At 43.9% G+C, this 24,178-nt stretch carries 26 protein-coding genes; 11 read left to right on the forward strand and 15 right to left on the reverse strand.

Annotated features, from left to right (window positions below; genetic code table 11):
• Positions 1–6 precede the first annotated feature (6 nt).
• A complete protein-coding gene (locus tag V1U08_RS04120) occupies positions 7–864 on the forward strand; it encodes a D-amino-acid transaminase (protein WP_330469986.1) in 858 nt (285 codons plus the stop codon).
• Positions 865–950: 86 nt separating this feature from the next.
• On the opposite strand, the gene V1U08_RS04125 is transcribed toward V1U08_RS04120, so the two are convergent.
• From V1U08_RS04125 to V1U08_RS04140, 4 genes are all read right to left on the reverse strand, one after another.
• A complete protein-coding gene (locus V1U08_RS04125) occupies positions 951–1,796 on the reverse strand; it encodes a CPBP family intramembrane glutamic endopeptidase (protein WP_330469987.1) in 846 nt (281 codons plus the stop codon).
• Positions 1,797–1,933: 137 nt separating this feature from the next.
• Positions 1,934–2,677 carry a dienelactone hydrolase family protein gene (locus tag V1U08_RS04130; RefSeq protein WP_330469988.1) on the reverse strand — a complete coding sequence of 248 codons (744 nt, stop codon included), beginning with the start codon at positions 2,675–2,677 and terminating at the stop codon, positions 1,934–1,936.
• Between the two features lie 261 nt (positions 2,678–2,938).
• Complete coding sequence (locus V1U08_RS04135; protein ID WP_330469989.1) at positions 2,939–4,039, reverse strand: alkene reductase; 1,101 nt, start codon at positions 4,037–4,039, stop codon at positions 2,939–2,941.
• Positions 4,040–4,168: 129 nt separating this feature from the next.
• On the reverse strand, positions 4,169–5,050 hold the full coding sequence (locus tag V1U08_RS04140) for a LysR family transcriptional regulator (RefSeq protein WP_330469990.1): 882 nt from the start codon (positions 5,048–5,050) through the stop codon (positions 4,169–4,171).
• 500 nt (positions 5,051–5,550) lie between these two features.
• On the opposite strand from V1U08_RS04140, the gene fdhA reads away from it, so the two are divergent.
• A complete protein-coding gene (gene fdhA, locus V1U08_RS04145; RefSeq protein ID WP_014234726.1) occupies positions 5,551–6,753 on the forward strand; it encodes a formaldehyde dehydrogenase, glutathione-independent in 1,203 nt (400 codons plus the stop codon).
• A gap of 423 nt (positions 6,754–7,176) precedes the next feature.
• The gene (locus tag V1U08_RS04150; protein WP_330469991.1) at positions 7,177–8,103 is read left to right on the forward strand and encodes a LysR family transcriptional regulator; all 927 of its coding nucleotides are present in this window, start codon (positions 7,177–7,179) and stop codon (positions 8,101–8,103) included.
• 144 nt (positions 8,104–8,247) lie between these two features.
• Here V1U08_RS04150 and V1U08_RS04155 read toward each other — a convergent pair whose 3' ends face one another.
• Complete coding sequence (locus tag V1U08_RS04155) at positions 8,248–8,589, reverse strand: DUF3316 domain-containing protein (protein ID WP_118121032.1); 342 nt, start codon at positions 8,587–8,589, stop codon at positions 8,248–8,250.
• Positions 8,590–9,087: 498 nt separating this feature from the next.
• Between V1U08_RS04155 and V1U08_RS04160 the strand changes: the two genes are divergently transcribed.
• Positions 9,088–10,719: an ArnT family glycosyltransferase gene (locus V1U08_RS04160; protein WP_330469992.1), complete on the forward strand. Its 1,632-nt coding sequence runs from the start codon at positions 9,088–9,090 to the stop codon at positions 10,717–10,719.
• 125 nt (positions 10,720–10,844) lie between these two features.
• Here the strand turns inward: V1U08_RS04160 and V1U08_RS04165 are convergent, their stop codons facing one another.
• The 4 genes from V1U08_RS04165 to ppiC form a co-directional block, all read right to left on the reverse strand.
• On the reverse strand, positions 10,845–11,360 hold the full coding sequence (locus V1U08_RS04165; protein WP_330469993.1) for a GNAT family N-acetyltransferase: 516 nt from the start codon (positions 11,358–11,360) through the stop codon (positions 10,845–10,847).
• A gap of 41 nt (positions 11,361–11,401) precedes the next feature.
• Complete coding sequence (locus tag V1U08_RS04170) at positions 11,402–11,608, reverse strand: hypothetical protein (RefSeq protein WP_014234731.1); 207 nt, start codon at positions 11,606–11,608, stop codon at positions 11,402–11,404.
• A gap of 312 nt (positions 11,609–11,920) precedes the next feature.
• Positions 11,921–12,265 (reverse strand): YajD family HNH nuclease, encoded by a 345-nt coding sequence (locus V1U08_RS04175; RefSeq protein ID WP_014234732.1) that lies wholly within the window; start codon positions 12,263–12,265, stop codon positions 11,921–11,923.
• Positions 12,266–12,337: 72 nt separating this feature from the next.
• Positions 12,338–12,616 carry a peptidylprolyl isomerase PpiC gene (gene ppiC, locus V1U08_RS04180; protein WP_330469994.1) on the reverse strand — a complete coding sequence of 93 codons (279 nt, stop codon included), beginning with the start codon at positions 12,614–12,616 and terminating at the stop codon, positions 12,338–12,340.
• Between the two features lie 254 nt (positions 12,617–12,870).
• On the opposite strand from ppiC, the gene V1U08_RS04185 reads away from it, so the two are divergent.
• Complete coding sequence (locus V1U08_RS04185; RefSeq protein WP_330469995.1) at positions 12,871–13,785, forward strand: chemotaxis protein; 915 nt, start codon at positions 12,871–12,873, stop codon at positions 13,783–13,785.
• A 69-nt stretch (positions 13,786–13,854) separates the two neighbouring features.
• Here the strand turns inward: V1U08_RS04185 and hutZ are convergent, their stop codons facing one another.
• Both hutZ and V1U08_RS04195 read right to left on the reverse strand, forming a co-directional pair.
• Positions 13,855–14,376 (reverse strand): heme utilization protein HutZ, encoded by a 522-nt coding sequence (gene hutZ / locus V1U08_RS04190; RefSeq protein WP_020335368.1) that lies wholly within the window; start codon positions 14,374–14,376, stop codon positions 13,855–13,857.
• Between the two features lie 148 nt (positions 14,377–14,524).
• Complete coding sequence (locus tag V1U08_RS04195; protein ID WP_065298224.1) at positions 14,525–14,986, reverse strand: TetR family transcriptional regulator; 462 nt, start codon at positions 14,984–14,986, stop codon at positions 14,525–14,527.
• 510 nt (positions 14,987–15,496) lie between these two features.
• On the opposite strand from V1U08_RS04195, the gene V1U08_RS04200 reads away from it, so the two are divergent.
• Both V1U08_RS04200 and V1U08_RS04205 read left to right on the forward strand, forming a co-directional pair.
• Positions 15,497–15,796, forward strand: coding sequence for a YfcZ/YiiS family protein (locus V1U08_RS04200; protein WP_330469996.1), 300 nt, complete (start codon positions 15,497–15,499; stop codon positions 15,794–15,796).
• A gap of 145 nt (positions 15,797–15,941) precedes the next feature.
• Complete coding sequence (locus V1U08_RS04205) at positions 15,942–16,541, forward strand: hypothetical protein (protein ID WP_330469997.1); 600 nt, start codon at positions 15,942–15,944, stop codon at positions 16,539–16,541.
• Between the two features lie 65 nt (positions 16,542–16,606).
• Here the strand turns inward: V1U08_RS04205 and V1U08_RS04210 are convergent, their stop codons facing one another.
• Positions 16,607–17,713: a 1-acyl-sn-glycerol-3-phosphate acyltransferase gene (locus tag V1U08_RS04210; protein ID WP_065301400.1), complete on the reverse strand. Its 1,107-nt coding sequence runs from the start codon at positions 17,711–17,713 to the stop codon at positions 16,607–16,609.
• Positions 17,714–17,905: 192 nt separating this feature from the next.
• Between V1U08_RS04210 and V1U08_RS04215 the strand changes: the two genes are divergently transcribed.
• Positions 17,906–18,514: an AraC family ligand binding domain-containing protein gene (locus V1U08_RS04215; RefSeq protein ID WP_020335372.1), complete on the forward strand. Its 609-nt coding sequence runs from the start codon at positions 17,906–17,908 to the stop codon at positions 18,512–18,514.
• Positions 18,515–18,621: 107 nt separating this feature from the next.
• Here the strand turns inward: V1U08_RS04215 and V1U08_RS04220 are convergent, their stop codons facing one another.
• Together V1U08_RS04220 and V1U08_RS04225 are read right to left on the reverse strand one after the other, a co-directional pair.
• Positions 18,622–19,104: a hypothetical protein gene (locus tag V1U08_RS04220; protein ID WP_014234740.1), complete on the reverse strand. Its 483-nt coding sequence runs from the start codon at positions 19,102–19,104 to the stop codon at positions 18,622–18,624.
• Between the two features lie 14 nt (positions 19,105–19,118).
• Positions 19,119–19,652: a nicotinate-nicotinamide nucleotide adenylyltransferase gene (locus V1U08_RS04225; RefSeq protein WP_330469998.1), complete on the reverse strand. Its 534-nt coding sequence runs from the start codon at positions 19,650–19,652 to the stop codon at positions 19,119–19,121.
• 216 nt (positions 19,653–19,868) lie between these two features.
• Here V1U08_RS04225 and nadE point away from each other — a divergent pair, with 216 nt between their 5' ends.
• A complete protein-coding gene (gene nadE, locus V1U08_RS04230) occupies positions 19,869–20,699 on the forward strand; it encodes an ammonia-dependent NAD(+) synthetase (RefSeq protein ID WP_065298221.1) in 831 nt (276 codons plus the stop codon).
• Between the two features lie 75 nt (positions 20,700–20,774).
• Here nadE and V1U08_RS04235 read toward each other — a convergent pair whose 3' ends face one another.
• Positions 20,775–22,592, reverse strand: a complete 1,818-nt coding sequence (locus V1U08_RS04235) for a hybrid-cluster NAD(P)-dependent oxidoreductase (RefSeq protein ID WP_330469999.1) — start codon at positions 22,590–22,592, stop codon at positions 20,775–20,777.
• A 198-nt stretch (positions 22,593–22,790) separates the two neighbouring features.
• Here V1U08_RS04235 and V1U08_RS04240 point away from each other — a divergent pair, with 198 nt between their 5' ends.
• Together V1U08_RS04240 and pyrC are read left to right on the forward strand one after the other, a co-directional pair.
• Positions 22,791–22,955 (forward strand): YqaE/Pmp3 family membrane protein, encoded by a 165-nt coding sequence (locus V1U08_RS04240; protein WP_014234744.1) that lies wholly within the window; start codon positions 22,791–22,793, stop codon positions 22,953–22,955.
• A gap of 158 nt (positions 22,956–23,113) precedes the next feature.
• A complete protein-coding gene (pyrC, locus tag V1U08_RS04245) occupies positions 23,114–24,142 on the forward strand; it encodes a dihydroorotase (protein WP_065303900.1) in 1,029 nt (342 codons plus the stop codon).
• Positions 24,143–24,178: the final 36 nt, after the last annotated feature.

Genomic DNA, 24,178 nt, shown 5'->3' on the forward strand with positions numbered 1-24,178 from the left:
AAAGTAATGGAACGAATTGTATACCTCAATGGAAAGTTTCTCGCTGAAAGTGAAGCAAAAATTTCCGTATTCGACAGAGGATTCCTCTTTGCAGATGCCGTCTATGAAGTAACGGCGGTATTAGATGGTAAATTGATTGACCACGAAGGTCACCTTGCCCGCTTAGAACGTTCGGCTAAAGAGCTTGGCATTAAGATGCCAGTCACTGGTGAACAGTTGATGGATATTCAGCGCCAGCTCATTGAAAAAAACAGTTTAGTGGAAGGGGGAATCTATCTTCAGCTAACTCGCGGGAATGAAGGTGACCGCGACTTTTCATACAGTGACAAGATTGAACCCACACTGGTGCTGTTTACTCAATCACGCAATCTGATTGATAGTCCCAAAGCTCAGACAGGGATTAAAGTCATTTCGTTTAATGATATTCGCTGGCGTCGACGTGATATTAAAACCACCAGCTTGTTACCCGCGTGCTTAGCGAAACAAATCGCACACGAAGCTGGCGCGGAAGACGTTTGGCTAATTGAAAACGGTTATGTTACCGAAGGTGGTTCAAGTAACGCCTATATTGTTACCCAAGATGATGTGCTGGTCACTCGCCCGCTAAGCAATGATATTCTGCACGGTATCACCCGTGCATCATTAATGACGCTCGCTAAAGAGCTGAACTTAACCATTGAAGAGCGTTTCTTCACCATCGAAGAAGCTTATCAGGCAAAAGAAGCGTTTATCAGCTCTGCAACAACCTTTGTGTGGCCTGTCGTAGCAATCGATGATAAGCCGATTGGCAGTGGCAAACCTGGTGAAATCGCATTAAGGCTGCGTGATATTTACATTAAGACGTCAAAAGAACTGGCGGTTTAACTCCAACATACTATTCAACTATTGTGGCCAAACAACCTTGGCCACGGTTGAATCTCTTTTCACACCGATGAGTTACACGATAACAATCATTGTGCGGCTGCCGGATAGGTAAAGAAAATTAGATGAGCAAAGTTAAACAGAAAATGCGCCAATACCGCACACCATAATCGGCCAGTCACGTAGAAAATCAACCCATAGCCTAACCCTGCAAGCGTCGCGAATAAGACAAGTAATCCGCCACCAGCGATATGCGCGACACCAAACAACACACCCGCAACTACCAAGCCAACTTTCCAGTTAAAACGACGGCCCAGAGATTGTTGAATCAACCCGCGAAATAATGCTTCTTCCGCAACGCAGGTAATCATCAAGTTATTAACAGCAAATAACCACCACCAGCCAGGTAGGCTAAGTTCCACCTTCAGCGCTCCCAAAAAACTCGCTATAGGCAGTAAGCTGAGCAACGGAACCAGTATCAATAAAATATGCTTAAATTCGATTCGCTTTGTTTCCCCCAATAACTTCGGGTAAGCGAGTAGAAGTGCAAAAAAGGCGAGTGGTTTATCCAAATTCAAATACATTGAGAAGGGAATACTCTGCGGGCCCGATTTAACCTCATCAAGCACTTGGAGGTTGTTAAATCCCGGCATAGCGTGGGTAAACAGCAACGCACACCAAATCAGAACAAGTGCCCAGCCACTATAGTAAACCCACCTACTCTGTTGGTTGCTAGCAAGACTGGGTAATTGGTAAGCGGTAGCGAGCACAAACAGTGCCGTAATAAACGCGATAAACTCAATGCGGTCAACGATAATAGCACATACCAGAGCCACGAGTAACAGCAATATCGCCGTCAATTTATGTCGAGTGAAAGCTGTAGCTGTCGCAAACAAAAGGGGTAGCCATACCCAGACGGTGGCATCAAGAAGCATGAAAAAGTCCTTTTTTATAATTGTGCTTCAGTAAATCAGGGTTGAATTGTAAAGGAAATAAGTACAGACAGTAAGAAGGCTACCGTGAATCTTGGTAGCCTTTGAGATTTGATGAGATGCTACGTGATGCTTTAACTTTACTTTGTCGTATTCGCGGTCAAAAAGCTTGAGAATGCTTGCCAAGACTTTTCATCCGCATCTTTACGATAACGACCGGAGTCCCACACGGTGAAGGCATGAGGTGCACCGCCGTAAGCCACCATTTCATGTGGAACTTTGTTTTGCTCGAGTTCATCAGCCAACTGAGCAAATTCGCTCATTGGTATTGCAGCATCAGCCGTACCATGAAGAATAAGAACCGGAGCTTTGGTATCTGCATAGCTTTGACCTTCTGGCGTTTTAAGGCCACCATGGAAAGTGACGAAACCTTTCACATTCATGCCAGATCGTGCAGACTCCAATACTGCCGCACCGCCAAAGCAGTACCCCATCACAACCGTGTTATCTAAATTGCCACCCAGCTTACCCGCTTCTGCCAAGCTAGCGTTCATTAGCTTTCTCAGCTTTTCCCTGTCCTTATAAAGCTCCCCGGTATGCTGCCTTTTATCTTCCACTTTAGTTGGGCGTACTCCTTGACCAAACAGATCAGCAGCAAATACGTTGTAACCCATGTCGTTAAGCATTTGCGCTCGCTTTTCTTCGTACTCGGTCAGCCCGTCCCAGTCATGGACCAACAACACGAGCGGAGCATTATCGTCAACTTTAGCCCAATACCCTTCGTAAGAAACATCGCCAACTTGGTAAACCACGTTCTCACCAGCAGAAACAGAGCAGCTGCCAGCCGCAGCAAGAAGTGCCAACCCAATGAGCTTGATTTTCATAACAATTCCTTTTTGTATTATGTTGATGGCTGTCTAAGTAGCTTAGTACATCCTCAAAAAGGAACGGTTATTTGAAGATGAAACTTTGCGACTCGTTCAAACAACTTATACCAGCGAGGAGAATGAAATGATCAGGTTATATGACACCATTAAGTAGCTAACTATCAATGATCTGGAGAGACACTCCAAACTATTTCCCGCCCCCAAAGAATAGAAAAGCCTCACTGAAGAGGCTTAACATGAACGTAGCTTAAATGGAGATTAGCTCTCAGAATAAGCTGGGTAATCAATCAACCCTTTTTCGCCGCCACCAAATAGAGTGTCAGGGTGATGAGATGCCCAAGGGTGACCATGTTTAATTCGGGCTGGTAAATCTGGGTTTGACACAAATGGTCTTCCAAACCCAATCATATCTGCCAAACCTAAATCCAAAGCTTGAACTGCTTTTTCCACGTTGTATTTACCCGCATAAATGATGGTACCAGAGAAAACGTCACGTAATTCCTGCTTGAAAGTAACAGGCATCAGAGGGGCATCTTCCCAGTCTGCTTCTGCGATGTGTAAATACGCAATGTCATGTTGATTGAGCAATTTTGCTGCCGCAACATAAGTTTCAGCAGGGTTCGCATCCACCGTTCCATTTAATGTTGTCAGCGGTGCCAGGCGCACACCAACACGGTCAGAACCAATCGCGTCACACAATGCGGTCACCACTTCGTCAAGAAAACGGAGTCGATTTGGTAAACTGCCGCCATACATGTCCGTGCGATGATTCGATTCAGAGTCGATAAACTGATTGATAAGGTAACCATTCGCAGCATGAAGTTCGATACCATCAAATCCGGCTAGCAACGCATTCTTTGCTGCTTGGTGAAATTGACCAATGACCTGCTGAATATCTTCTTCTGTCATGGCTCTTGGCTCAGCAGTATCAACAAAACCTGGTGCATCCGTACCATTATCAATAAAAACTTTAACCCCTTCAGCACGAATGGCTGATGCTGAAATAGGTTGTTCGCCAAGAATGTTATCTGGATGAGTAACGCGCCCCACATGCCAAAGCTGCGCAAAAATGACACCACCTTCAGCGTGCACGGCATCTGTCACTTTTTTCCAACCCGCGATTTGCTCTTCACTGTATATACCAGGCGTCCACGCATACCCTTTACCGTTAGGCGCAATTTGAGTCCCTTCGCTGACGATCAGGCCCGCACTCGCTCGCTGAGCATAATACTTGGCCATCAACTCATTTGCCGCATCATGTGGTTGAGTCGCTCTTGAACGAGTCATTGGCGGCATAACGATACGGTTAGCTAACTGGAATCGACCTACTTTGAGCGGTTGAAATAATGCGTCAGTCATAAGAGCCTCTATTGATATCTAAATACTTTTTAGCGGAGTTTAACAACGCAGCTCACATCAATTAAGCAGCAAAAGGACAAAACATTTTTGCAATAATTGCAAAAGTAATAGGAGAAATGACAGATGGAACTAAAGCGTCAGACGTGGCTTGATAAAGTCGATGAACGCCGATATCCGGCGAGCGACGTGTGAAGATTTGTAATACACGGCATTGATCAACTCACGCTCTGAAGATCGAGTCATAAACGAGTCCAAAAGCACCACTAATCGCCCTGCGGCAATATCCTTCTTTACCATATATCCAGACAGACAACTGACCCCATTTCCACTGAGAACAAGTTGTCGAACCGTTTCACCACTGCTACACGCAATAGTAGGTTCAATATAATCAACACCTTGCACTGGCCAGACATTTAACGCCCTAGGCGAAGTGAAGCCGATAATATCGTGCTGTAAAAGGTCTTCGGGCGTAAAAGGGAAGCCTTTTCGAGCGAGATAATCGGGAGATGCCACCACGAACAACGCACTCTTACCCAAGAATGATGAATGTAGCGAAGAATCGGCGAGTTTACCGATTCGAATCGCGATATCTGTGCGCTTCTCAAGTAAATCTACGTAACCTTCGTTTGAGGACAATTCCAACTCAATATCAGGAAAACACTCGTGAAATTCCTGAGTGAGCGGGACCAATTGATTAAGCATAAACGGACTTGCCGCATCCACACGAAGCTTGCCTTTAGGGAGCACCCGGCTGACGAGCAAATCCTCTTCCGCCTGACGAAGGTGTTGCAAGCCAAATCGAATCGATTCAACAAAGCGCTTTCCTTCTTCCGTGAGTTCCAAACGTCGCGTCGTTCGATTGAGGATGGTAATACCAAGTTGTTTTTCTACTCTACTAACCGAGCGAGAGACTTTGGCGACTTGAATACCTAACACTTCGGCGGCAAGCGAGAAACTGCCACTATCGATGACATTAACCAGTATTTCCAGATCATCCGATCGTGTAAGCATTTCAATTCCGTTTTATTGCAAAAATGACAAAATTAGTTCCACTATCATAGCGAAACTAATGAATATGAAAAGTACAGAGTCGTCATGTCCTCTAAAGAAGGAAAATGCCTGATGGCAGTTCAACAGCTCAACTTAGGTTTTTCTGAGTGGACAAGTAACGTGCCTAATTTTGCACTTTTGAGCACTCACGCTCACTTAATGACACAGTTGTGACCTTGATCTCAGCATCAATTTTCTTATCTCAATCACGTCGTAAACGCACCAAAATGCGGCGTAATGCGACATATATGTGCATTAGGTGAGCGCTATTCTCCGACACGAAAGTTAAAGAAAAGCACCAATAAATCTTAGCTAACATGAGCCGAAATGCTGTTGTCACCAAGGACTAAAATCGCCCTAATGGTTTGATAAATCTGAGTTTTAAAGCTGTTGTCATCGTTAACGGATTTCACTGGTAAAGGAACCACTAGAACTATAATAAGCCTCAACAAGGAGACCTTATGTCCTACGAAAAATCAAACCGCGCCGTTGTTTACAAAGGCCCGGGCAAAGTTGCTGTCGAGTCAATTCCATACCCAGAACTCGCATTAGGCAATCGTAAGTGTGAGCACGGCGTAATCCTTAAAGTGCTGACGACCAATATCTGTGGCAGCGACCAACATATGGTACGTGGACGTACAACCGCTGAAGAAGGCTTAGTACTTGGTCACGAAATCACTGGCATCATTTTAGAAAAAGGCCGCGATGTCGAGTTCGTTGATGTTGGCGATATCGTTTCAGTACCGTTTAACATTGCTTGTGGCCGATGCCGCAACTGTAAATCAGGCATGACTGGTATCTGTCTCAACGTAAACCCTGCTCGTCCTGGTGCGGCATACGGTTATGTTGATATGGGCGGCTGGGTTGGCGGCCAATCGGAGTACGTAATGATACCGTACGCTGACTTTAACTTGCTTAAGTTCCCAGATCCGGATCAGGCAAGAGAGAAAATTAAGGATTTAACACTTCTTTCTGACATCTTCCCAACGGGTTTCCACGGTTGTGTGACCGCTGGCGTTGGTCCTGGTTCCACCGTTTATATTGCAGGTGCAGGTCCTGTAGGTCTGGCAGCAGCAGTATCGGCTCAACTACTTGGCGCAGCTTGTGTCATCGTTGGAGACATGATCCCAGATCGTCTAGAGCAAGCACGTAGTTTTGGTTGCGAAACCATTGACCTACGCGAAGACGGAAGCATGGAAGATAAAATTGAAGCCATTCTGAATGAGCGTGAAGTTGATTGTTTTGTTGACTGTGTTGGTTTCGAAGCGCACGGATGTGGCTGTGGTGGTCATACTCAAGAAGCACCAGCAACAGTACTGAACTCTGCGATGCAAGTAACGCGTGCCGGTGGTTCGATTGGTATTCCTGGTCTTTACGTTACAGACGATCCGGGTGCGAAAGACGAAGCTGCGAAAGAAGGTGCACTGAGCATGCGCTTTGGTCTTGGCTGGGCGAAATCACATTCTTTCCATACTGGCCAATGCCCGGTAATGAAATATCACCGTGGTTTGATGCAATCTATTTTGTTCGACAAAGTGAAAATTGCTGACGCCGTAAACGTACAAATGATTTCACTCGATCAAGCTCCTCAAGGTTATGCCGACTTTGATGGTGGTGCAGCTAAGAAATTTGTTATTGACCCGCACGGTGAATTTAGCAAGTAATACTATTTCATAAAATACCTAATTTTTAGGGGATTGGTTATTAAATTAACCGAAATCAACGATAATAACTGCGATCGTTAATGTGGGCTTGACTCCCCTGCCGCGGGCTGAATTCCAGCCCGCTTTTTTATTCCTAGTAAATTATTACCATTGCTCTTTTTATACTTTTTATTTTTAAACTTAAGATACCACATACAAATAAAGATAAATTCGTATTAGATTAATTGAATAAAGTAGCAACCAGCACTGTATTCATCTTATTTATTAATTAACCACTGTTTAATAACTTTCATCTCAGAGCTAGACAGCAAAAAAAACTAACTATCTGTCCCATTTTTAGAGCATACATTTTATTGTATCGCCTAATTAAATATTGATAATATCAGCCATACTAAACCAGAAAGTCATTACTTAGGTGTATTCATGGATCTTGCAAGTAGACTGGAACTACTACTCGAAGTTTCTAAACAGGGCTCTTTCGCAAATGCTGCGGACGCGCGTGGCATCGATCGCTCGGTATTATCCAAACAGATAAGAAAGCTAGAAGAGTCGCTTGGTCTCAGGCTACTTAATCGCTCTACACGCTCACTGTCGCTTACTCCTGCAGGTGAAGAAATAGTAAAGCAAGCCCAGCAAGTTAGCGACGCTTTAGAAAAGACTCGTCAGCTTGCGGATACGTTCAGTGATGCGCCTAAGGGCCATCTTAGAATATCTTGCCCATCACTCTTTGGGCGGAAGTACGTAAAGGAAAGTGTGGTCGCTTTCCTCAAAAAGTACCCGCAAGTCAGTGTCGAAGTCATCCTCAATGATAGGAGAGTCGATCTTATTGGAGAACGTTATGATGTTGTATTTCGAGTCGGTTCTCCCGTAGACTCAAACTTAGTGGCGAAAAAACTCGCCAATCATCAGCTGCTATTACTTGCATCAAAAGACTTTATCGCTGAACACGGCTACCCTGAAACACCTCAAGAACTCGCAGCGTTACCCGCTGTCATTTATTCCAACGGCTCATACCAAATGAATAAAGTGCAATTATCGTCAATGAAAGATGAAGAAGCACATCCTGTCACCATTACGGCTCAAGGTCGCTACCATGTCAATGAGGTGGAGTTATTAATGGATGGCGTGCAATCGGGTCTAGGCTATGCCATCGTGGGCCAACTGATGCTCACGCAGAGTATCGAAGAGATGCAGCTGGTTAGATTATTACCTGATTATGAAATCTCTTATACCGGTGGTTTGTACGCCTTGTATCCACACCGCAATCAGCCTCCACTGGTCAAACTGTTTATTGAAACGATACAAAATACGATTGGAAGCCCACCGATATGGGAGAGTTACATGACGTAAACTAAACAATATTTATATTTTGATAAATATTCAATTTACGTCAGTATCAGATTTATTGGCATTTATTATTGGGGGAGTATTATGTCCCCCGATACAATTAAGATAATATTTTAGATGTCGATGTTTGACTAAATAAGCCATAACTTAGTCATGTAGTCTCATTGCGTTGAAGTGGTAATCCACATTTAGAACTGCTCGATATTGAATGTCATCACGAGCGTAAGCCACTTCTTTAATAATCACTTTACTGTCATCGATGTTGATATTATTTACATTAGTGTATCCAAATAATCCAAATTCACGTCGTAACTCTGATTTAGACATTGATTTTAATGAATCTGACAAATCAAAGCCTGCATTGAGTGCTTGCTCTCTGCTCTGATAAGTACCTGCATCCATATTTGTATGTTCTGTAATTGTAATATTTGAAGCAAATACTGATGAAGCCATAAGTAGACCAGTAGTTAGTACGAATAATTTTTTCATAATAAAACCCTTTAATGTATTAATTAATATTGATAGGAACCTATCTCGTTTTGTTGGGTTTATTATTCATGTTTAAACTGGGAAGATAAAGGGAGGTTTCAGAATTTCACTATGGGCAAAATGGCACTAATAAACCGTATGGCTAGCGCTACTGAATGTGTAGATTACACCCGAAAACTGACTTGGCATTATGATTGGGATCAAAAGACAGACACTTACCCTTGGGTCTAATTTCATCTCTTATAACCCTACAGCACTCTGGGTTAGGCACTTTGCTGTTAAAGTTAACACTAATTGAGAAATAAACTGATGCTGCTGGGGATCCTGCCTGGTTAAACATTGACATGTTGTTCTATCAGAGAAGATTGCTATGCTAACTAAATGTAACAAAATGCAAATAAAGTACTAAGTAGAGAATGAGACAGGTCAACTATTCACTCATAAGAATGATGGATTGAACTCATTAACTACGAGTAACGTTAGATAGCAGGAACAACAATGACATCTAAGAAGGCAACCTCACCTTTATCTCCGCATGTTCAGAACACTGCACTGGCACTTTTTGCCGCGTTATTCTTCATAGCCGTGAATCTCTGGTTCCGACCTATTTTTCCCATCGATGAAACCCGTTATGTCTCTGTCGCGTGGGAAATGTGGCTCAACAATGACTGGCTGGTACCACAACTCAATGGGCTACCATACGATCATAAACCACCGTTAATGTTCTGGTTATTCAGCGCCGTTTGGTCCTTATTTGGTACATCCGATACCGTGACGCGTTTAGTAGTACCAGGCTTCGCTTTGGTAAACCTTTATCTTGTAGGAAAACTGGCGGAGAAAATTTACCCCGACTCAGCACAAGCGAAGTGGTTATCTCCCCTCATTCTTATCAGTTTCCTTGGCTGGTTTTTGTATTCCAGTATGATCATGTTCGATTTAATACTCGCTGTATTCCTCCAACTTGCCGTGTTGAGTTTTTGGCGATACACCGAAACAGAACGTGATTCATGGTCATATTTAAGTGGTGTGTGCCTTGGGCTCGGAATGTTGACTAAGGGACCCGTGGTGTTCGTCTATTTTATCCCTTTCCTTCTGTTAGCCCATCTTTGGCACCCTTCACCCGCTTCAATCAACAAAGCCTTTTTCAAAGCGATTCTCAAAACAGTGGGTATCGCGGTTATAGTCATCCTGCTTTGGGCACTACCTGCGGCGATAGTCGGTGGAGAAGAGTACACGAAGGCCATTTTATGGGTGCAATCTGCCGGGAGGGTACAAGACTCTTTTGCCCATGCCCGACCTTTTTACTGGTATGTGTCACTCTTGCCAGCCTTACTTTTTCCTTGGCTTTTCCTCATTAGTTTCTGGCGAAACCGTCCATGGGTTTGGGTCGGACGACGAGATACCTTCTGTTTCTCGTTGTTTGTGTTTGTGGTGGGGATATTCAGTTGCTTCAGCGGAAAACAGATTCACTATTTACTTCCGATTTTCCCTTTTATCGCCATTTGGATCGCCAAACGATTGGATCTCGCGAAGGTAAAAACCGAGCCAGCGATAGTGGGAGCCATCGTGCTTATTACGCTAGCCATCTTAAGTGCTTCACTATGGGCAGAAAAAGCGTTTCGCAGCACGGAAGTCACGGATGTCCACTTAAGTTGGAGCCTGTTGCCGGCGATGTTGATCGTGTTGCTATTATGGAAAAGAAAGCTGCCTATTGATCGTCTTGCGCTTAATATCGGGGCACTACTGCTGAGCTTATCCGCCTTGATGGCCAGTCTGTCACCAGTACTCAACAACGTTTATGACGTCACAGAGACAGGTCGTCAGATACATCAATTGCAATCCCAAGGACACAGCGTTTCGTACGTTGGCAAGTATCACAACACCTTTGGTTTCGCCGGAAAACTGGAGAAGCCGCTAAATTTAATTCCGTCATCACAACCAGAGAGAAACGCATTTTTAACTACGCAGCCGGGCTATACCATCTGGGTTCAACGTAAGAAAACACAGCCTTTGGAAACCAATGCCATTTACATGACTCCCTACCGTGGCAGGTGGCTGTTTATTGTCGACAATCAAGTACTAGCGAACCTTCTTGCACCAAGTGGCACTAGTGAAGTAGCGGAAAAGTAGCCGCTTTATCTAAATTAAAACAGGCATCAAAAACCGATCTCGTCGATGAGTGTTCGCAAACGAGCCCTAGCTAAACTGCGATAACCGCCCAGTTGTCATTTCCATTGTTTATTCGAATACATAAATTAAAGATCTGAAGTATAAACACAAACTTCTCGCGCCTTTCCCTGCATACGATTAATGCGATTTTCAATATAGGTAACGCCGAGTTTTTTGATCACTGACTTAGAACGTTCATTACCCAAAAGGTGCATGACATGTAACTTGCCCAACCCAAGGTTCGATTTGCCAAAGGTGATTATTGCTTTCGATGCTTCAGTCGCATAACCACGCCCCCAATAAGGAACTCCCAGCCAATAACCTAAGGTGCCCACACCATTATCTATTCCTAGAAAACTCACCGCGCCAATCAGCTCACCGCTCTCTTTTAAAGCAATGGCATAGACGATACCTTTACCGCTATCAAAGAGTGGCTCATGAGTATTAATCCACAACTCCGCATCGGCAAGCGAATAAGGATGAGGGATGTTCGCTGTCATGTCCGCAATAACCTTGTCACCAGCCAGAAGCGCGACACGCTTGGCATCCGATAAAGTAAAGGGTCTGAGTATCAACCTATCCGTTTCTACATTTTGCTGCATAAATTCCTTTATGTTCCTAGCGCAAATTAGATGAGAAAAATTTAGGTTCTCTCTGCATAATCACTTTTGAGTGTTAAAAAAGCTAAATAAATCAGTCCTAACGGGGGGATCAAGGCTAAAAGAACACCGACTAACGCAGAAATCATTGGAGTACTGGTTTTACGCCGACCCAAGTAGTAGCTCAAAAGTAAGCTGATCACCAAATAGACAGAAGCACCTTGAAGCAGTAATGTCGCGTCTATATTCATTGCAATCTCCTTTGCATATAACGCCTGTTCAAAAATAATGGTGCCTTCTGTACCAATATGCAACAAAGTAATAATGAATTTCATCAATAATGAGGCTATAAAACGTTTTACGTTAGTTAGCTGCTGTAATCACTATAACCAGATCCCTTAAATCAATTTTAAAAAATCATGTTGCTATCGTAACAGTTGGAAGTTTGGGGCAAACGTCGATCCTTAGAAACGTTACAAGTAACGAAGTATACTGCTGTGCTCAATGGCTAAACTCAATCTAGTAGCGTTATTGATGACTAACGCCACTTTAGCCCTTAAGCATCACTTCTTCATCATCTTCGCTAAATCAGCAAATGGATTGTATGTTGCGCCTTGGTGCTCATCTTCACCAGGTTTTATTTCGCTGCCGTAACGTTCATGCTCTAGATACTTACTATGTTCATGATCGTGGCAATAGAGACACAACAACTCCCAGTTGCTACCGTCTTCCGGGTTATTCGTGTGGTCATGATCCTTGTGATGAACCGTTAATTCACGCAGATTTGAATACACAAACTCTCGAGCACACCTTCCGCATACCCAAGGATAGAGCTTCAGTGCTTTCTCGCGATAACCGGCTTCTTTACGTGCATAACTGGCACTGGTTCCGTAATAATCTGATGCCATACGTATAACCTCACGTGTGATTTAAAATAAGATGCTAGCCCAAGCACAAAGTTCCTGTACTCGGGCTAAATATCATGTTCTATATAATACTTTTACCACATGCCAGCCAAATTTAGTTTTTACTAAATGCGGTATTAGCACCTCACCTGAAAAACAAACTTTGTCGAACTGAGGCACCATTTGTCCACGACGAAACTCACCAAGATCACCACCGCGTTTTCCAGACGGGCAAGTCGAGTATTTCTTTGCCAGTGTCTGAAATTTAGCCCCTTTTTTAAGTTGCTTGATGATGTCTTCTGCTTGTTCTTTGTGTTTCACAAGAATATGCAATGCGGCTGCTGTATTTGCCATCTGTTTATCTCTCGCTGTTCTGTTAGCGCAAGTTTACCGAATACACCCGATCACGCCAAACATTTCTCTCACCACGCCTACAGGGAAGCTCTATTTGTGTTTTGTTAGCACGACCTGAGCGGAATTTGAGCATTCTCACATCTGCAAAGCTAATAGAATGAATGAAAACTTAACTTTTCGATGTAGGGCTGTTGATGCCGCCGGTTTATCCGATTAGATTAGAGGTAATCATTTGGTATTTATAAGGTTATTTCATGGCAAAAGTCGTTAGCAAAGCGAATCAATCTCAGGGGATGTTAGTATTCAAGCTTACCCTGCAACAATACTTCGCGATAGGCACTCTTAAAGTCCGTGAAATTGTTCCGTACATGCCGACCACGAAGATCCCATTCTCCCACCAGCACGTAATCGGCACTGTGACGATTCGCAACCTAACCGTGCCTGTGATTGATATGTCCGCAGCCGTCGGGTTCCGGCCGATTCAGGAAGAAGAGTACCAAAGCTGTTACTTGATTGTGACCGACTGCCTGCGAACCGTTGTTGCCTTTATGGTTCGAAGCATTGAAAAAATCATTGATTGTGACTGGAAAACCATAGAGTCACCACCCGAGAGCACTGGTCAAAATATTTTTGTCACGGGCATTACTCAGTATGAGAACAAAATGGTTCAAATGCTGGATGTCGAATTGCTGTTGTCCAAGATCTATCCGCAATATGAGCATTCAAAAATTCCAATGCTAACTGACGTAGAACGTGAGCGTTTAAAAGCTCTTAATATCTTACTCGTCGACGATTCTTCGATTGCACGTAAGCAACTTAGTGATGCATTAGACAGCATTAACATCCCGTACCAAATCAGTAAAAATGGCGCGGAAGCGTTGCAATTCATGAGAGATCAAGCGGCACTACATAGCCCAATTGATTTGTTAGTCAGCGACATTGAAATGCCGGGACTGGATGGTTACGAGCTGGCGTTCGAAGTACAAAATGACTCGGCACTTAACCACTCGTACCGTATTTTGCACACTTCTCTTTCAAGTGAAATCTGTGTTGATCGCGCCCATCAAGTGGGTGCACACGAGGCTCTGGTAAAGTTTAACGCTGGTGAGTTAATTGAAGCCATGCTGAGAGGGGCGAAGGAGATTGAAGCTACAGCTATGGCTTCATAACGTCGCTGACAGAGAGGGGGAGATCGAGAAACGCCTCCCCCAAATGGTTTGACTGTGCCCAGTAAGTCTCTAAATTTTTTGATGTCCTTTCTCTAAGTGGATAAAGTCCACAAGATCATCGCCAGAAACTTCATACGCCTGACCGAAGCCTTTCACAAACAAGCCTTTTTCTGCTTTTAAGTTGAACAAAACGAAGTCTTCCAGATTGCTCAAACCATCAATAATCTCTCCGAAACGTGCTTTCATCTGAGCAACAATTTGTTGCCAAAGCTCGGTGTCACGTTCCACAACGATTGCTACCGCATCAAACGTCAGGCGCTTACGGGCAAAAATTTGACCAGCAGAGCCTTCATCTTCGATCATCATTAGGGAGACGTTAGGATTTTCTAATAAGTTGCGTGCATGGCGAGCAAGCTGTGAAATAAGAACAAAGTAACCTTGCTGGTTTTGTACAAACGGGGCGTAACTGACGTTAGGTCGGCCTTCAGCATCAACTGTAGCTAGCTGTAGTGTTTGGCGCTCCTGACGAAACGCTTTGATCTCCGGCCCCAGACGGCCTTGCAGGCGCTCTTGTTTCACTTGTTGATTCATTTTAATTCCTGAGGTTCTCTACCACTGTGATTGGTATTATAGCCTCGCATTACTGGCTCTGTGGCTAGGGCTTCTTAATACAAAGGCGTTGGGGCCAAAACATAAAGCCCCGCTAGTTGCTAGCAGGGCTTTGTTAATTCAGTATCGGTTATTTGCTCATTTGAATCAGAGAACGACCAATCAACCATTCAAGTTCTTTGTCACTGCCATCCCCAAATTGGTTACCGACCATTTTATACAAGCGATCAATACCATTTGTAGCAAACTCATGGGCGTTTTCTGTGGCTACGATGTGATGGAACAGGAGTTTTAAAATAGCCACAAATTCAGCATTTTCCAGTGCTGTCATCCAGCTATCCGAAAACGTAGCCAAACCTTTATCAAACCTTAAGTGCTCGACAAACATTTTAAAGATGCGAGCATCAAGTGCTGCAGTAAAATCCGTTTTTTTAGGGAAGTGATGGCTAATACCTGTACGTGATACACCCGTCTGCTGACTCAGCGTTGTGTACGACATTCTGTCGTAACCAAGTCTAAGCAATTGGTCAACGACGGCATCCATGATCTTCTGGATAGTTATTTCAGTATCTTCTTTACTACGCTTTGGCATATTTTAAGCTCTTCTTTATTAAATCCATCTAACTCACAACTCAACGAGGCCAGAGTGAAATCATCCTCAGTTTTATTACTGTGCTTCCTAATCTAAACGCGAACCTCTGTCATAGCGATAAAGTACTGCGCAATCATCAACATGCCAGGGCATGCTCATCAATGTTTACCATACGCACCCCAGATGAAAAGATAACGACATCAAGGTGTTGCACGAGACTATCCATCAAAGCCACTCAGGAGTTAAGAATGATAATCATGTAGAATTATTCACTCAATAAATACTCTTATAAATTGTTCTTCAGTTCAACTGACCAAACATAAAACTCGTTCGTAGCTAGTGTAATTACTCTTAAATATTGATATATATCACATTAGGCATACCCTTCCTCCGCCTTATCGAGCGTTATTCCCTTTAATTTGTGTGCTTTTTTATGCAGATTCATTCATTTTTGTAGATAGAGATCAAATACCTGCTAGAATACCCTTAGTTTTTACAAGAGGATTCGTTATGAGCATCGAATTAGAAGGAAACCAAGTCTGCGAAGCATGTGGCTGTGCGGGTGAAATTGGCTTTGTCATTAAAGAAGGCGACGAAGTTGCCGACGTAACGATTTTCGCAGAGTCTAAAGCGGCATTAGAGTCTGAAATGGCGGCCTACATTGAACTAGCTAAATCAGTATGTGCTAACGTTGAATATAATGTCAGTGAAATCACAGAAGAGTCTAAAGAAGCATCAGCCCGCTTCAAGTTCGAAGTCAGTGCAGAAAAGCTGATCTTTGAATTAAAAACTCGTTCATTAGCGCGTTAATCCTATTCCAAAGCGAGCACTCTGCTCGCTTTCTACCTACTTCCATTTAAGTGTTACTTTCCTTCAAGTGTTAACACTTGGAATAGCCGTATTTAGCGCTTTGAGATATGCTTGGTGGCTTTTATATCCAGCAAAGTCATCAGCCATGCGTTTCATCCTACTTATTATTGCACTGGTAACATTCAACACACCTTCAGTGGCGTACGAACTGGATTACTACACCAAGCTCGCTTACCTAGACAACTATGGCAACCTAGATCTACGTAACAAACCCTTTACTCAATTACCATCTGATTTGTCGATTAAAGGCAACCTGAACATTTCCCAAACGTCTATCACGCGGCTACCGAATGGTCTCAATGTCGGTGGCAGTTTAGAAGCAACAAACAGCGCACTTAAAACCGTCAGACCTGGTACCAGCATAAAAGGCTATGCCAATTTATTAGGTAGCCAAGTTGAAAACTGGCCAAAAGGCGTAAAACTCGGCGGATATTTAAACCTGACTGACACTCCACTAAGAAAGCTTCCTGCAAGACTTCGTGTCTATGGTGATTTAAGTGTAATCCGCACACCATTAACGGCTTTGCCTAATGGCTTAATCATCGATGGAAATCTTTACATTGGGGGCTCGGCACTCAAAGCGTTTCCTGACACTATGACTGTAAAAGGAAATATCTTTCTGGGTGGGAATCAAATCACCAAATGGCCAAGTAACCTGACCTTAGGCGGCGCGGTCGCACCTTAGCAACAGATATAAAAAACCCCGGGGCAGAGCCCGAGGTATTTTGATTCAAAAATAAACCAATCAATCTACTCTTGATTGTTTACCGGGTTAGCATAGCTCGCAACAAGGAAAGGACGCGCGCCTTCTGGCAACTCTTCAAGCTTTTCCGCCAACTGACGTTTTACCTTTTCAGGCACTTCTGAATCATCACGACCAGCAGCGAGCAAATTCATTGGATAGAGTCGGTAGTTGTTGTGAATTTGACGGTCGATTTCAGCAGCAAGAGACTCTGGTGTTTCAAATTCTTGCTCAATCACATCGCCAAACGCCACATGAATGCGACCTTTGTAACCGATAATACCTTGAATGATACTTTCAATATCTTCAAATTCACCTTTCTCGTAACGGCCACTTTCTGCTTTAGCAAATAACTCTTTCGCCTTCGCAAGGTCACAAGGGTCGTTCTCGTAAGAGATAGAAACAGGCACGATTTTCAAAGAGCGAGTGTACTCTCCAAAGCTGATCTTTTGCTTACGACCTTCAACATGAAACATTTTAAGAATAGCTGGATCAGTGAAGTCGTTGCCGTCTTTTGCTCGGCCTTCCTTCTGCGCGATCCAAATAGAGTTGCCCGTGTCGAGAGAATGCTTGATGTAGCTCGACAGCTGTCCTAACGCTTTCATCATTTCGCGCGGTGCTTTTGCTGAACGCTTAACAATAAAGCTCTTGTTCAAGCGCATCAGTTCCGTCGTACACGGCTTCTTGAGGAGGTTATCACCAATAGCAATGCGGACAGTGCGGTGGTCAGTTTGGTGTAAGCCGTAGTTGACTAACGCAGGGTCCATCGCGATATCACGGTGGTTAGAAATGAATAGATAAGAGGTATTTTTGTCCAGTTTATCTAAACCAGAGAAAGTGACGCCATCCGTTGTCTTATCAAGCATATCTTCAAGATACTTTTTCACTTCGATCTGGATCGCTTCTACGGAGTCAAGCTTACTCCACTTTGCTTTTAGGTAAAGGCGAACAATCGGACTCATAAGAGTTTTAAACCATCCTGCTTTATTGGCAAAACGGTGATCAAGAATCGCGGTGATAAATTCATCATCTTGGATTAGACGATCCAGCGCTGCTGGAATTTCTTCGTCATTATAAGGACGAATTTCAATATAAGGGTCGGTATTGGCAGTCATTATTCATTACATATCTAAAAAAGCTGGCACATTTTACGCATAGTTTTACTGTATAGCAGCATTTCAGCTCATACTTTTCTCATGGTCATACCAGTTCACCTAACAAAAGTATGGCTAAAAATTTTTTTTAACCGGTTGGAATCCTATAGGTTTAGCGTTACGCTTAGCGCCCAAAAATCACTGGTAATAATAATGAACTACGCAATTGAATTTCACGACGCTAATTACCCTTTTCTTAATGTTACTGCACGCAAAAAAGCGCTAAAGCACAGTTTATTATCTGTGATTGAAGGATTAGTGATCATTAAATTGGGTAAGCAGGAGTATGCCATTGAACCGGGTCAGATTTTTTGGATTCCTCAGGGATGTTTGAGCTCCCTCACCTTTTTACCTAACACTCGTGTGCATCGTTGTGATTTTTCTGTGCGGTTGAGTGATGATTTTCCTCAGCAGGCGGGCTTCATTACACCATCAGTTCTACTCAAAGCATTACTCGACAGACTGTCGACTGTAGAGTCCCGTTCGGATATCGAGCTAGATTTACTTGCAGTAGTAAAACACGAAGTGGTTACGATTTCTCCCGCCCTTTCTAGCTCAGCTTTAAGCAAAGTCATCAATCAGTGGAAGCCCGGAGGTGACGTACGTATCTCAAGAGAGCTATGTCTGGTGCTCACGCTACGAGAAGCAAGAAAGATGAAATTATCAGGGAAAAAAGATGCTGATATTGTTGAAGCACTTTTTGCAGGAAATAGCGAAGAGTATGAGCAACTTTGTTTCTTGGTCTTTGGCGAGCCTTTATAACTGCTAACGAAAGTAGCTAATTACTAAAATAGCCCCACACTAAGCAACCCTGTGCTCAAAAAAACCAAAAAAGCGTACATCATTTGATGTACGCTTTTTTTAATTATTCAGAATGGCAATTCAATTTGCATCATCCAGTCAGCGTCATAGTATTCGTGCCAACGATAATCCAAACGCATTCTGGGCTCACCATCGCCCTTATCACCAAAACCGATACTAAACATCAGACCGTGATTGCGAATCCACTCTTCCGTCGTCATGTCACTTTCTTCGTCTAGAAGGTCTTCAGGCATCCAGATACCAAGACCAAAGTAGTTCTTCTCTAGGTTTTGAGTAAGGATAGGTGTCTCATTCGGCGTAAACGCCCACTCTTCCCAATAATTTTTCGTGGGTCCATCCAGTTCGATTTCTGGTGCGTACCAATTCAACGAGTCAGTACTTAACACACCTACGCTGTCAAAAAGTTCTTCACAAATAGGCATGGTATTGTCAGCAAAAACGACCGATCGATCAGAAAAATAGTTACATGCTACGCTTGCTTGCGAATATACAAGCAGCGCGCACGTACTAAATACGGCTAATCTGACCATGAACATTTAACCTCTCAGTTACCAGATAAAGTTTCTCTATATAAACCTTCGTTGAGCAATAGTTCACTGACTGTTAACGTAGTAAAGGCGCTGATGTCTTTTCCTTCCATCAGCGCTTTTCGAATATCTGTGCTTCTAATTTTTATTTTTTCAGGACACGCCATAACGGTCCAGCGCTCAGTAATTTCCTGTGCTTTATAAAATTTAGCAAATTTAAAGAAATTGTCAGGCCCAATGACAAAAGTTAGATCGTCCGTCGAATGAATTTCTTGAATTTTGTTTAATAACGCATAGGTCGTCACACTTTGTCCAGGCTGGTATAAAGCTTGCTCTACGTTCGAGCGCTGAACATTAGAAAGCCCGAGATCTTTGATAAACGCATCGACCAACTTGCACCGGGCTGGGTAATCCAACATTTCCTTGCCCCATGCGTGTGCGATGCTGGGTTCAAGAAGCACAAGATCAAAGTGCCCCAAAGACTCGATAACACTTTTGTGGCCTAAGCTAGGTGGATTAAATGCGCTACCAAAAATGGCAATTTTTTTCATATCCGGCGATTACCTGGTTTAAGAGAGTTTTCTAATTTGATGATTTCGGTATGATACTACTAATCTTTATAGCTTTTTGACACCAAAGTGATGTTTGTGCGCCTCAATTGGATGGTTTGTCACCATTTATTGAATATTCACCTCATCACTCTTACTGATTTTGGTAACTACCAACGCTGTTGGTGTCCGACATATTTGCAGGAAAAGGAACCCTAAATGGAACAATCCATCCGTGATGAAATGCGCGTTCTACCTTCTATTGATCCGCATTTCGAAATTGAACGCCGTGTTGCTTTCATAAAGCGTAAGCTACAAGAAGCAGGTTGTAAGTCACTCGTGCTTGGCATCAGTGGCGGTGTTGACTCAACCACGTGTGGTCGCCTTGCCCAACTTGCGGTTAATGAACTCAATGAAGCGAGTGGTAGTAACGACTACCAGTTCATCGCGGTTCGTCTACCTTACGGTGAGCAAAAAGATGAGGACGAAGCACAACTTGCCTTATCTTTCATTGAACCGACACACTCTGTGTCAGTAAACATCAAACAAGGTGTAGATGGTATGCATGCTGCTTCTAGCTTTGCGCTAGAGGGAACTGGCCTTCTACCAACCGACGCGGCAAAAGTAGACTTTGTGAAAGGCAATGTAAAAGCACGTGCCCGAATGGTCGCACAATACGAAATTGCCGGTTACGTTGGCGGTTTGGTGCTGGGAACCGATCACTCGGCAGAAAACATTACTGGCTTCTACACGAAGTTTGGTGATGGTGCTTGTGACCTTGCGCCTTTATTTGGTTTGAGCAAGCGTCAAGTACGTGAGGTAGCGGCAACATTAGGCGCACCAGAACTACTTGTGAAAAAGACACCAACGGCAGATTTGGAAGAACTCGCTCCACAAAAAGCGGACGAAGATGCGTTGAACCTAAGTTACGAACAAATTGATGACTTCCTGGAAGGCAAACCAGTGTCGCAACAAGTGAGTGACCGTCTGGTAGCTATTTACAAAGCTACGCAGCACAAACGTCAGCCAATCCCGACTATTTACGACTAAGCAACATTTAAACGCAATGCTTGCTATAAAAAACGCTGCTCAAGGGCAGCGTTTTTCTTACGTATTGTAACCTGATTAGTCAGTCACTGTGACATCGGTTTCCGGAACGGCACAACACGCTAATACCGTCCCCATAGCACGCTCTTCAACACTCAAAGCGGGTACGTCAGGATGGTGAACTTGCCCCGATTTCAATTGTACTTTACAAGCGCCACATAACCCTGCGCGGCAGCTGTTGCTGATGTCCTTTCCGGCATCTTCAAGTTGGTCTAAAAGTGTTTTCTGATTTGTACCCGTAATCTTAGCGCCGTTGAACTCGATTTCGATACTTTTCTCTGGCTGTGCTGTTACCGCAGAGACACCAAACGCTTCCTGATGGTAGTTCTCTTCAGGCAGCCCCTTTTTCATTAGCAAGTTTTTCGCTTTTTGCATAAAGCCATCAGGGCCACAAACAAACACCTGACGCTGCTCCGCATCTTTAATTTGTTTGATGTGCGAAAGGCTGAGTCGACCTTTCAATCCAAACCAATCGATCGCTGGCTGAGTCAGGCAGAATTTTACCTCTAGTCCCGGATGCTCTCGCTTCAGTTGTTCCAGTTCAACTCTACAAGGAATGTCTTTTTCAGTGCGGCACTGATGGTAGAACACGACGTCATCTAATTGATTGTGATCGGCTAGGTAACGCACCATCGACAGCATTGGAGTAACGCCACTGCCTGCTGAAAGCAACAATAGACGCTGAGTGTGATGCGGCTTAAGATGAAACTCCCCATCTGGGTTTTCCGCTTCTAATACGTCGCCAACCTGCAGATTATCCAATAGCGAATTCGACACACGGCCACCAGAAATTCGCTTAACTGAAACAGCATATCGCCCCGGACGAGAAGGACTCGAAGAGAGTGTATAACGTCTGCCTATTTTTTTACCTTCTACTTCAACATCGATTGGTAAATGTTGTCCCGGCAGATAATTAGGTAACTTGCCTTTACTAGGCTCTAGCCAAAATGTCACAAAATCTTGTGCTATTTCTTCACGTTCGACGCAAGTTAACGTTAAACGCGCAGGAGAGTTATCCTCATAAAACTCCGGTTCCTTATATTCAAGCACTTCGACTTTGTCACCTTGGCGGATAATGCCTTCGTTACGCGCTACAAGGTTTTGCCCGAAAAAGACCCCGCCTCGCTCATTCGCGCGGAACTGTTGTAGCGTTTTCAGCGGCTCTTTACTCTCGCGGAATGTGCCTCTTTGCGTATTGACCGTTGTAAGAATGCAACGCTCACAAGGCTTAAGTGACTCGAATTCCACCTCGCCGATGCGAATTCGTTTCCAAGAATCCTCTTCAAACGGCGTCGTGTCTGCCACTACCAGATTGGTGCGAAACTGATCCATTGAGTGCTGCTCAGAGCTTCGCTTGTTCAACTCATCGAGAGAAGCCTGACTGATGACCAATACAGGATAACCGTCAGCAAAGCTCACATTATGACCAAACTTATCTCGTACTCGATTCGATTGTTCACCACAGAAAAGCAGCTCGACTCGTTGCCCTAAAACACGGGTAAACCAGTCGTCGGCTTCGTCCGTTGTGGTATAAGCGGTAAACGTGTCACTCCAAACCGTTGCCGACGTTTCCTGCATTTTGAAATCTTGATAACGGATTTTAAGCGGCTCCATACCTAAGGAGCTAAACACAACACCATCGGCAAGTATCGCAGATTTTACGGTGACCATTTGTGGGTACTTCCTTGCGGTGATCATCGAGCCATCTGCTTTGGCAATCATAAAACGGCGGTCAAAGCTCAAGCCTTGCTTTTCTACCCACGCAGACGAGAGAGCAACCCCTCCGACTGATTTAACCGGAAAGACATTTATTTGGGATAAGATGGGTTGTGACATGGCTTTCTTCCTGCAGTGCTTTTATTTGTTGCACTATTGTAAGGAGAAGTCTTAACTAATGTAAGGCATTGACTTAACTAAATCTAACCGTTGCGTTTTTTACAACACGCTGACCAAACGCTGATTGATAAAGTGTGATACAAGACACATAATTCGCCACTCTTTTGACAACAACGACAAATTGACTAGAGGCTTATCATGGATACTAGAAAACTCGTTCTCATTTTACTGTGTATCTTTCTTCCACCTGTCGCGGTGTTCATGGAAAGAGGTTTCAATAAAGACTTCTTCATCAACTTAATTCTGACCTTTTTCTTCTTCCTGCCAGGTACGATTCATGCACTTTGGTTGACGATGAAATAACTTATCGCGCTTCCACAATCGTAGAAAAGTGAAAAATGGGATGAAATGTGAAGTCAATTCCTCTATCATCCTGTCGCCTAAGCGCAAGCGTTTGCTAACAATGCCAGTGCTTCGTTTAGGCTCCAATCAGACAACTTTTTCAATGGTGGGAGCAATTAATGACAACACTGACTATTACTCGTCCTGACGACTGGCACGTTCACTTACGCGATGGGGATGTTCTTAAAGACACCGTTCGCGATATCAGCCGCTACAACGGTCGCGCACTGATCATGCCAAACACCGTCCCACCTGTTACCAACACTGAAATGGCGCTGGCCTACCGCGATAGAATCCTTAAAGAACAACACGGCGAGCAATTTGAACCATTAATGTCGCTGTACCTAACCGATAACACCACTCCAGACGAAATTCGTGCCGCAAAAGCAACTGGCAAAATTGTTGCAGCAAAACTTTACCCAGCAGGCGCAACCACCAACTCAGACTCTGGCGTGACCAATGCAAAGAACATCTACCACGTTCTGGAAGCAATGGAAGAAGTCGGCATGCTACTGTTGGTCCATGGCGAAGTCACACATCACGAAGTTGACATCTTCGACCGTGAAAAAGAGTTCCTTGATACAGTTCTTGCTCCTATCGTTAATGATTTTCCAAATCTAAAAATTGTTCTGGAACACATCACCACCGCTGACGCAGCTAACTTCGTTAAAAACGCGTCTGATAACGTTGCGGCGACAATCACTGCTCACCACCTACTTTTCAACCGCAACCACATGCTTGTCGGTGGCATTAAGCCACATTTCTACTGTCTGCCAATCCTAAAGCGTAATACCCACCAGCAAGCGCTGATTGAAGCGGCAACAAGCGGCAGTAAGAAGTTCTTCTTAGGTACAGATTCAGCGCCACATGCAAAAGGTGCAAAAGAATCAGCGTGTGGCTGTGCGGGTTCATACACCGCACACGCAGCCGTTGAGCTTTATGCTGAGGTATTCGACAAAGAAGGTAAACTGGAAAACCTGGAAGCATTTGCAAGCTTCAATGGCCCAGACTTCTACGGTATTGCTCGTAACACAGACACAATTACCCTAGAAAAAGCCGCTTGGGATGTGCCAGAAACAATGCCGTTTGGCAATGACATCGTTGTGCCTATCCGCGCGAACGAACAGATTGAATGGCAAGTTAAATAAGCGCTTCGCTTAACTAGCTCAAATAAAAAAGGGTCA

This window comes from Vibrio sp. YYF0003 (assembly GCF_036350715.1).
Lineage (GTDB): Bacteria > Pseudomonadota > Gammaproteobacteria > Enterobacterales > Vibrionaceae > Vibrio > Vibrio natriegens.